The organism is Mycobacterium fragae (assembly GCF_002102185.1).
GTDB lineage: Bacteria > Actinomycetota > Actinomycetes > Mycobacteriales > Mycobacteriaceae > Mycobacterium > Mycobacterium fragae.
In genome coordinates this window covers 241,388-249,438 of record NZ_LQOW01000005.1, presented here as the reverse complement: position 1 = coordinate 249,438, position 8,051 = coordinate 241,388, and the positions used below count along the sequence as shown (strand labels likewise).

Genomic DNA, 8,051 nt, shown 5'->3' with positions numbered 1-8,051 from the left:
ATCTTGCGGGCCTCGTCCTCCACCGTCTGGGCGTGCACATCAAAACGGCCCGCCATCGCCCGCATCTCGTGCGGGTCCGTCATAAAACGCGTGGTCACCTGAATGTCTCCTTTATCTCAAATCATTCGATATCAACCGTTTTGCGGATTGAGCATGTGAGGGGCTCCTTCGAAATGTGTCGCGGTCCAACGCGCTACGGCTGAGTCGGGTACCGCACTAACGCCACCTAGCTGGTAGCAATTGCATTGGCAACCTCAGTGGCTGCATACGAGCCGGCGCTGGTGGCTAGGGTGTTCACGAACATCTCGTGAATCGCGACCGCCTGGGCGCTGATCGCCTGATACATCTGGGCGTGCGCGGCAAACTGTGCTGCCGTAAGCGCCGACACTTCGTCGGCAGCGGCGGGAACCACGCCTGTCGTCGGTGCTGCTGCCGCCGCGTTGTGAGCGGCCATGGTCGACCCGATGGCCTGCAGACTGGAGGCTGCTGCCGTGAGCACCTCCGGTTGTGTTGTCACGAACGACATTTGGCTTCTCCTTTCTAGTTATCCCCACCGAGCCTTCCGTGGCGTTGAGGTCTTCGTGTTGTCGCCGGAAGACAGGTGCACGGCATGGATGCCCGGTTTTTTCGACAGCTGGGCGATGAGCCCGTCAAGTTCAGCCTCATTGGTCTCCCAGTGCTGCACCGAGTCCGGGTTCTGCGACATTTCCGCCAGGACATGCTTGAGGTTCTCCGGCGTCTCGCTGTCCTTGTCCGACGAGGGGCGGCCTACCCCTCGGGCGGCGATTCCGGCTGTCGCGCGGGGAACACCGCCGCCCAGAGCGCTTCCGGCCAAACTTGCCAGGGCCATCTGACCATAGAGGCTTCCCGTGACCGCGGGGGCGGCAGCCGCGCTGGTGCTCTGCAACACGGTGGCGGCCAACCTGATCGTCGGAGTGGCTGCGGCCCAGCTCGGCGGCACCGACAACGCCCCCACCAGGCCCGCGCTGCCGACGCTCGCCGATACCGTCGACCCGCGCGCCGCCAGTCCCGCTGCCCCCAACACTCGCGTGCCCGAACCAAGCTCCGCGAACAGCGGCCCCTCTAGTTCGACGGCCCTGTCGTTGATAGTCCGTGCGGCTGCGACCAAGCCCAAGCTAGTGCTGAGCAATGCGTCGTTAGCTGGGCGGATACCTTTGGTGACAAACTCGATATTCCCGGCGGCCAGCGCCAACGGCGATGAATTCAGGCTGGTCAGCAAACTCGTCAATGACGGCGGCGGATCAGCTGCCGCGGGCGTTGCGAGACTTTGCAGCCCTTGCGATGTCGCCGACATCAGCTGCGGCAACGTCGATTGTGCGTTCGTGCCTGCGGACGTCCCGGTGGCTTGGGCAACCGCAGCGGCCTGGCCGCCGACTCCGCCCGGGTTGGTGGTCTGCGGCGGCGGGGTGAACGGCGTCATCTGCGATGCGGTCGCCGAGGAGCCGCCGTAGCCGTACATCGCTGCGGCGTCTTGGGCCCACATATCCCCGTACTGAGCTTCGGTCGCCGCGATCGCCGGCGTGTTCTGGCCAAAAATGTTGGTCGCCACCAGCGACGCCAGCTGGCTGCGGTTAGCCGTGATCACCGGCGGAGGCACCATTGCCGCAAACGCGGTCTCATAGGCAGCCGCTGCCGCCCTGGCTTGGGCGGCGGCCTGCTCGGCCTGCGCGGCGGTGGCACTCATCCACGCCGCATACGGCGCGGCCGCAGCCGACATGGTCGCCGACGACGGGCCTTGCCACTCAGCGGTCAGCCCCGAGATCACCGAGAAGTAGGAGGCCGCGGTCGAATGCAGCTCGGCGGCCAGCTCATCCCACGCCGAAGCCGCCGCCATCATCGACCCGGACCCGGGACCGATGTACATGCGGCCGGAGTTGATCTCCGGCGGCAATGCTCCAAAATCCATCACTGCCCCTTAGCCGTTCGCAATCGTGTCAGCGGCCTCGGTGCACACCTGGTCGCCGCCGCCAACATTTCCGGCTGTGTCCTCACCACAGACACGTGTCCACCTCATGTCGTGGGCAGCGAAAGTTGCGCCCGTCGTACAAATGCATCGCTGTTGTTGATCCGGCACTGTCGGCAAACGCCTGAGCGACAACGGTTTGGGTACGATCACCAGACGTCCGGCCTTCAACACCGTGGCCGCCGAGCCTGTGGCGGCGGGGTTGAAGTCGATCTGGTGGTTGAAGGTCATCGGACGTGTCTCCAAAATTTCAGGGCGGGGCCGGTAACGCGCTGCAACGGCGGCTATTCCTTCGCGTCGTCGGCGGGTATCACGATGATGGTGGCCGTGGTGGCCGGCCCCCCGGTTCCGGCCCCGCCTACGCTGAGGGACCGGGCAGCGGTACCACCGGTACCGGCCATGGCACGTCCCGCCAAACTGGACAAGGCCATATTGCTGAATAGGCTCCCCTGACCGTCTGCTGCGAGCGCCGCGGGGGCGGTAGACAGAGCGGTTTGCGGCAATGCGACGGCGACCGGCCGCACCGGCTGGGCGCCGACGGTCCAACTTTGCGGCACCGAGAGGTTTCCGACCAAGCCGGCGCGGCCCATGCCCGCCGATATCCCGTTCCCGCCCGCTGAGCCCACCACACGCGTCTCCAAACCAAGGCCGGGGCCCAGCCCCGACTTCAACCGGTCCCTTTCGAGCCTGTGGGCCGCGCTGGTCAGGTTCGCCCCGTTTTGGGGCACCAGATAATTTTCTACGCCTAAGAGATACGGGCTGCCGCCAATGCCGTACAACGAGGTCGGCCCTAACGGGCCAGTGAGGAACTGGTCGAGTGAGAGCAGGGACGACAGCGGCGACGGCGGATCAGCCGCGGCCGCAGCGGGCGCTGTCGTCCCACTGGGCGCCGCGAGGCTTTGCAGTGCCTGCGGTGTCGTCGACATCAGCTGGGGCACCGTCTGTGCATGCGTAGCGGCCGCCGTGCCGGTGGCCTGGGCGACTGCGGCGGATTGGCTTGCCGCGCCCGCCGGATTCGTTGTCTGCGGTGCCGGACTGAACGGCGTCACCTGCGAGGCGGTCGCCGACGAGCCGGCATAGCCATACATCGCGGCGGCATCCTGGGCCCACATCTCCGCGTACTGGGCCTCCGTGGCCATGATTGCCGAAGTGTTCTGACCGAAAAAGTTTGTCGCGACTAACGCCATCAACTGGGCACGGTTCGCCGCTATCACAGGCGGGGGCACGGTGGCGGCGAACGCCGTCTCATAAGCCGCCGCCGCCATTCTGGCCTGGTTAGCGGTTTGCTCGGCCTGGGCTGCGGTGGCAGTCATCCACGCCGCATACGGTGCGGCCGCGGCTGCCATCGCCACCGACGACGGACCCTGCCAGCCAGCGGTCAATCCTGAGATCACCGATCCGTATGACGCCACCGTCAACTGTAATTCGGCGGCCAGCACATCCCAGGCCGCCGCGGCAGCGAGCATCGGCCCCGGCCCAGGGCCCGCATACATCCGACCGGAGTTAATCTCTGGCGGGAACAAACCGAAATCCATCAACAAACCCCCTTAGGGGGAAGGCATGCGATTGGTGACAGCGCTTGGACGCCAACAGGATACAGCTCACTGATCAGTGCCACGGCGCGACTATATCGTGAATATCCTTTGCATTCAATATGTTTGGAGCAAATTGCAGGTTGCGACCATCCCTTGGGCGCAGCAGATCCAGCGTCGTCACCGATGTGCGACGGATGGCAAACCCGTTCGACGCCAATAGATGTCGTCCACTAAGGGCTACTATTATTAATGGCCTTGACACTTCAGCCGAAGATGGCGCTCCTCGGCTGAGTACAGTTGCAACATCTGCATACGCTGCCCTGTGAGCCTTTTGAATCAGCTTGTCGTTGTTACCTCCGGCGTTGTAGACAGCACGGCGCTAGGACCGTTCTTGACGTACTTTTTGCGTCGGTTGCGCACCAGCGGCCTCTGCGAAATCGCCCTACCGACTGATTACGATTCCGTTAAGTGACGCTGCTGGTGGTGATTTGTCGCACCGTTGCGACACGAACGCCGGGGTAGAAGATGCATCCCGCGGCGCCCAAACCGCTATCGAACTGTTTACCGATCGGCACACGCATCATCGGGTGATCGGTTGCTTTCCGCGAGCCGCAGACGCCACCGAACGCTACGAGCCGCGACTGCGCCATTGCCGATGTCGTCGGCGTTGCAGATACGCCTCAATGCCGAGGCGATTCCGGGCTACGGCGGGCGGCGCCATTCGTGCCAGGTATCGGCAGCCATATCCCGGCGCTCTTGCGCGCCGAACTTCGCCTATCACGCCGCACATTGCCCACCTCCTCGCTCTCCCGGTACCCCCGCAGAGCATTGAGGCGGGTGACATACCCGCTGACCGGCCCCGATAAACCGGTCCATCCCCAACCGACGCAGTACTCAAGAACGCGGGTCGGTCGTCACATCGCGGCGGTTGACCGTGCGCCCGTGAGGAGTGCGGGCCCGGGTATCCCCGGCCGTCGAATTTTGCAAGCTCCGCTCTAGACCGCGTCTGTGACTACGGCTGCCAGCGTCCGTGCATCTGGCTGGCGCTACGGGGTATCGGCCCCTGCGCTCATCCGATCGGGCTGAACTCGCGGGTCAGGTCGTCGATAGCCGATCCCAAGCGGATGCCAGCACAGGGAACGATGCACCATGAGCGACGGTTCAACGGCGAGCACTGCGGGTATGCGAGCCGCATCCATTCCAGAAATCGGGCAAAGCGTGGACTGCGTTTCAACCTCAGTCAGGAACTGCGGGCGGCTCCTCGATCTTCGGGCCGGAAGCGATGCTCGCCATTCACGGTCTTGCTGTCGCGCTTGCGGAAAGCATGCGTGGCGAGCTGCCGACGTGAGCGCGCCGGAATGGGCAAACTGGGCGTAGAACCGGCAGGTTCGCGGTGACTGTCCAGCTAAACAAAAGCAAATTGTCGCCGGATGTGTTCGCGGTAGTGATGGCCACTGGAATCTTGTCCGTTGCGGCACGCAACCACCACTACACCTGGCTCAGCGCCTCCCTCAGCCTTTTCACTGCCCTAGCTCTCGTGGTTCTCGTTGCCGCGACGGTCATCGTCGCCGCCGCCAAGGGCCGGGTCGTGCCGTGGTCCATGACAGATGCTGAGGTCACCCTGCCCCTATTCACGTTTGTCGCCAGCTGTGCGGTGCTGGCCAACCGCCTATCCTCGTCCTATCCAATGGCGGTGCCGATACTCGGCGCGACTGCTGCATTGGCCTGGCTGATATTGCTGGTGCTGAGTTTGCGCAACCTCTGGGGGCGCCGCTTAGCCGAACTGCGAAGTCAAGCTCACGGTGCATGGCTCCTCGTTAGTGTGGCCACGTCAGGATTGGCGATCGTAGCCGCCAAGTTGACCAATAACATGGGTCAGCGCCGCTGGCTGATAGCCGCGTTGGCGTTCTGGGGCTTGGCATTGGCTCTCTACGTGATGTTGACGTCGCTGATGGTGTGGCGTGCCGTCGCCGAAAGACTCGACCGCGACGGATTTGAACCGGACGCCTGGATATTGATGGGCTCACTCTCGATCGCGGTCGTTGCTGGCCACTACATCGCGGAGCAGGCCCAGAACGGACTAACTGGGACGATGCGTGTGGTCACGGTAGTGCTCTGGGCACTGGCGAGCGCGTGGATACCGCTTCTGATGTACTTCAGCCTGCACCGCATAGAACAGCGACCGAAGATTTTGGACTTTACCGGCGCGTGGTGGACATTGGTGTTCCCGCTGGGGATGTACTCCGCCGCCACCTACGCGATAGCCACCGAACTCCACACGCAACCGCTGCAAACCGTTGCGCTAGTTGGCTTTTGGAACGCACTGATGGCCTGGGTGATCGTGGCCGTCTCTGCTGTGCTGCGAATACCCCGGGCGGTCAACGCGATCACCACAGACGGCACGCACGAGCCGCGGCACTCGTCTACTGAGCCAGGTGGACGCTCGCCGGAGCGTGGGCCGGCCGATGCATCCGGCGGCGACCGTGTGCGACGTCTGGGTTCGGGGCAAGAGTAGCCCTGTGCCTAACGCGGTTGCCGAGGACGCCAGCGAAGGCGACGCAGACTGCCTCAGTGATTCCTCCGCCAGCGCTACCAAAACCATGGAAGTCTGCCGGGGCATCGATGTCCAAAACGTTCCATCAAGATGCCGGTCGCTCGTCCGATCATGTCTCGAATGACCGGAGGTCCGAAATGCCGCGTACGCAATTTGAGCGCGCTGCACAATGTGACGGCTACCGCTAGCTTGTGGGCCCGTCACCTTCTACTCCGTCGCGTTCGAGGATAAGCTTCAGATATCGCAGTTCGGTTCGGGCGTGTTCGCGATCTTTTTTAATCCCGTTAAGTAGACGGGTGAAGCAGAACTCCATGACCTGGCCGAGCAGGTGGCGAGGGAAGTTCGCCCAGACCTCAGCGCTTACCCGCGCCGTCGACGAGTCCTGCGGCTCCACACGCCATGTCACACCCTCGCCGACCGTGAGGGGTACGCCAAGCCAGCGGTACCGTGCCGTGGCGTCCCACGTGACCGCCCTATCGGGTTTTACGTCGGTGATCTCACCGACCGCTTCCCCAGGTATACCGCCGATACGCTCGCGGATCCGGAAGCGAGCCCCCGCAGAGGTTACGTCTCGGTCGTTGAGCGGCTCCAGGTTGATGTGTTCGGGGTTCGATGCGGGCCACCAGTTTTCGACGTCGCGCAGTTGCTGCCAGACCACGTTGTGAGGTGCATTGATCAGGATGTCTTCGGTGAATTTGAACGCCACGTTTTGCATCATCCTTTCAGCTGCTTGTCTCAGGTGTGGTCTGGCCGCCTGGCAACCTGCCGCCAAGATTGCCCTCATTGGGGCGCGTTCATTGCTGCAGCCACTCCCACGCGTGGCCAAGTTCGTCGCGGCGAAACGTCCGCAACTCACCGTTTATCAGCAGTGCTGCAACTGCTTTCACGCAGAATTCCTCCCACTTGGGGGCGCCGACCATTGCTATCTTTTCGAAATCCCGCCTATGCCGGAAGTCCAGGACGCTGTTGGCCCATGCGGCCCCGACGCTCCAACCCGCAAAGGCGCTGTCCATCACGAACACGACGCGAAGCTTGCGAAACTGCTTGAGTAACAGTTCGATCCGCGGGGCAAGCACTTCGCGATAGTCCGCTCCGCTCAACTTCCCTGTTGCCCGAATACCTAAGATGTTGCCGCTACTTTCCTCCAGTAACTCAATCACTTTGGCGGTCTCCGGCTGCGGTATAGGGCCCGAACAACTCCTGGTCGTTTGCGCCGACGCCCTCGGGCGCCGTGACGATGACGATGATCGCCTTGTTTTGCTCGCAAATGGTGAAATCAAGAAATGGGCAGCATTGCTGCTCCCGTCGGACGAACTCCCGTACCTGAGCGGCCGCTGACCAATGATATGAGAGTTCGATGCGGGAGCCGTCGCGCCGGTAGTCGCACAGGGCCTCCTCGTTGAGCCGTTTGATCCAGCCCAACCGGTCGTTGTATTCGGCCCCGACGAGCGTGCATGCGATCGGCGAGGATTCCGTTTTCTTGGACATTCCTTCACCATTGCGCTTCAAGCTGCTTGAGGTTCAAGAAGGATGGCGAGAAAATTTGGTCATGAGCCTTAGGATCGGCCAGCTGGCGCAAGCAACCGGAACCACCGCGCCTACGATCCGCTACTACGAGGCAATCGGCCTTCTCCCCAGCCCGCCGCGGGCCGGCGGCCAGCGCCGTTATGGCGAAGATGATGTGCGGCGGCTGACGTTTATCCGGCGCTGCCGCGACTTCGGCTTCCCGATCGAGCAGGTACGAATACTTGCGGCGTTGACGTGCGACAGCGAATGCTCCTGCGCCGAGGCGCGAGACCTGGGCGTGGCGCATCTCGCAGCAGTGCGCGAGAAGATACGAGAGCTGCGTATCCTCGAGCACCACATCGCCCGTCTTATCGAAGCTGCCGAAGCTTCCTGCTGCAGCGGGTCGGCCGCTGACTGCGTCGTGCTCGACGCACTCGCAGAACCGGCACCGTAAAGAACGGGATGAATGCCA

At 63.1% G+C, this 8,051-nt stretch carries 9 protein-coding genes and 1 pseudogene; 2 read left to right on the top strand and 8 right to left on the bottom strand.

The features are described from left to right. From AWC06_RS03980 to AWC06_RS03960, 5 genes and pseudogenes are all read right to left on the bottom strand, one after another. Positions 1–98: pseudogene (locus tag AWC06_RS03980) on the bottom strand (WXG100 family type VII secretion target); the annotation flags it as partial. A 128-nt stretch (positions 99–226) separates the two neighbouring features. Further along, positions 227–526 carry a PE family protein gene (locus AWC06_RS03975; RefSeq protein WP_085194566.1) on the bottom strand — a complete coding sequence of 100 codons (300 nt, stop codon included), beginning with the start codon at positions 524–526 and terminating at the stop codon, positions 227–229. 18 nt (positions 527–544) lie between these two features. Next, positions 545–1,927 (bottom strand): PPE family protein, encoded by a 1,383-nt coding sequence (locus AWC06_RS03970; protein WP_085194564.1) that lies wholly within the window; start codon positions 1,925–1,927, stop codon positions 545–547. Positions 1,928–1,936: 9 nt separating this feature from the next. Beyond that, positions 1,937–2,215, bottom strand: coding sequence for a hypothetical protein (locus tag AWC06_RS03965; RefSeq protein WP_085194562.1), 279 nt, complete (start codon positions 2,213–2,215; stop codon positions 1,937–1,939). A 53-nt stretch (positions 2,216–2,268) separates the two neighbouring features. Further along, positions 2,269–3,519 carry a PPE family protein gene (locus AWC06_RS03960; RefSeq protein WP_085194560.1) on the bottom strand — a complete coding sequence of 417 codons (1,251 nt, stop codon included), beginning with the start codon at positions 3,517–3,519 and terminating at the stop codon, positions 2,269–2,271. A gap of 1,393 nt (positions 3,520–4,912) precedes the next feature. Here AWC06_RS03960 and AWC06_RS03950 point away from each other — a divergent pair. Next, the gene (locus AWC06_RS03950) at positions 4,913–6,034 is read left to right on the top strand and encodes a tellurite resistance/C4-dicarboxylate transporter family protein (protein ID WP_085194557.1); all 1,122 of its coding nucleotides are present in this window, start codon (positions 4,913–4,915) and stop codon (positions 6,032–6,034) included. A gap of 223 nt (positions 6,035–6,257) precedes the next feature. Here the strand turns inward: AWC06_RS03950 and AWC06_RS03945 are convergent, their stop codons facing one another. From AWC06_RS03945 to AWC06_RS03935, 3 genes are all read right to left on the bottom strand, one after another. Beyond that, complete coding sequence (locus AWC06_RS03945; RefSeq protein WP_169715284.1) at positions 6,258–6,791, bottom strand: SRPBCC family protein; 534 nt, start codon at positions 6,789–6,791, stop codon at positions 6,258–6,260. Positions 6,792–6,867: 76 nt separating this feature from the next. Continuing rightward, positions 6,868–7,233 carry a SpoIIAA family protein gene (locus AWC06_RS03940; RefSeq protein ID WP_085194553.1) on the bottom strand — a complete coding sequence of 122 codons (366 nt, stop codon included), beginning with the start codon at positions 7,231–7,233 and terminating at the stop codon, positions 6,868–6,870. Next, a complete protein-coding gene (locus AWC06_RS03935) occupies positions 7,226–7,561 on the bottom strand; it encodes a hypothetical protein (RefSeq protein WP_085194551.1) in 336 nt (111 codons plus the stop codon). The genes AWC06_RS03940 and AWC06_RS03935 overlap by 8 nt, the downstream gene beginning before the upstream one ends. Here AWC06_RS03935 and AWC06_RS03930 point away from each other — a divergent pair. Next, positions 7,554–8,033: a MerR family transcriptional regulator gene (locus AWC06_RS03930; RefSeq protein ID WP_227371151.1), complete on the top strand. Its 480-nt coding sequence runs from the start codon at positions 7,554–7,556 to the stop codon at positions 8,031–8,033. The two genes, AWC06_RS03935 and AWC06_RS03930, sit on opposite strands and share 8 nt — an antisense overlap. Positions 8,034–8,051 lie beyond the last annotated feature (18 nt).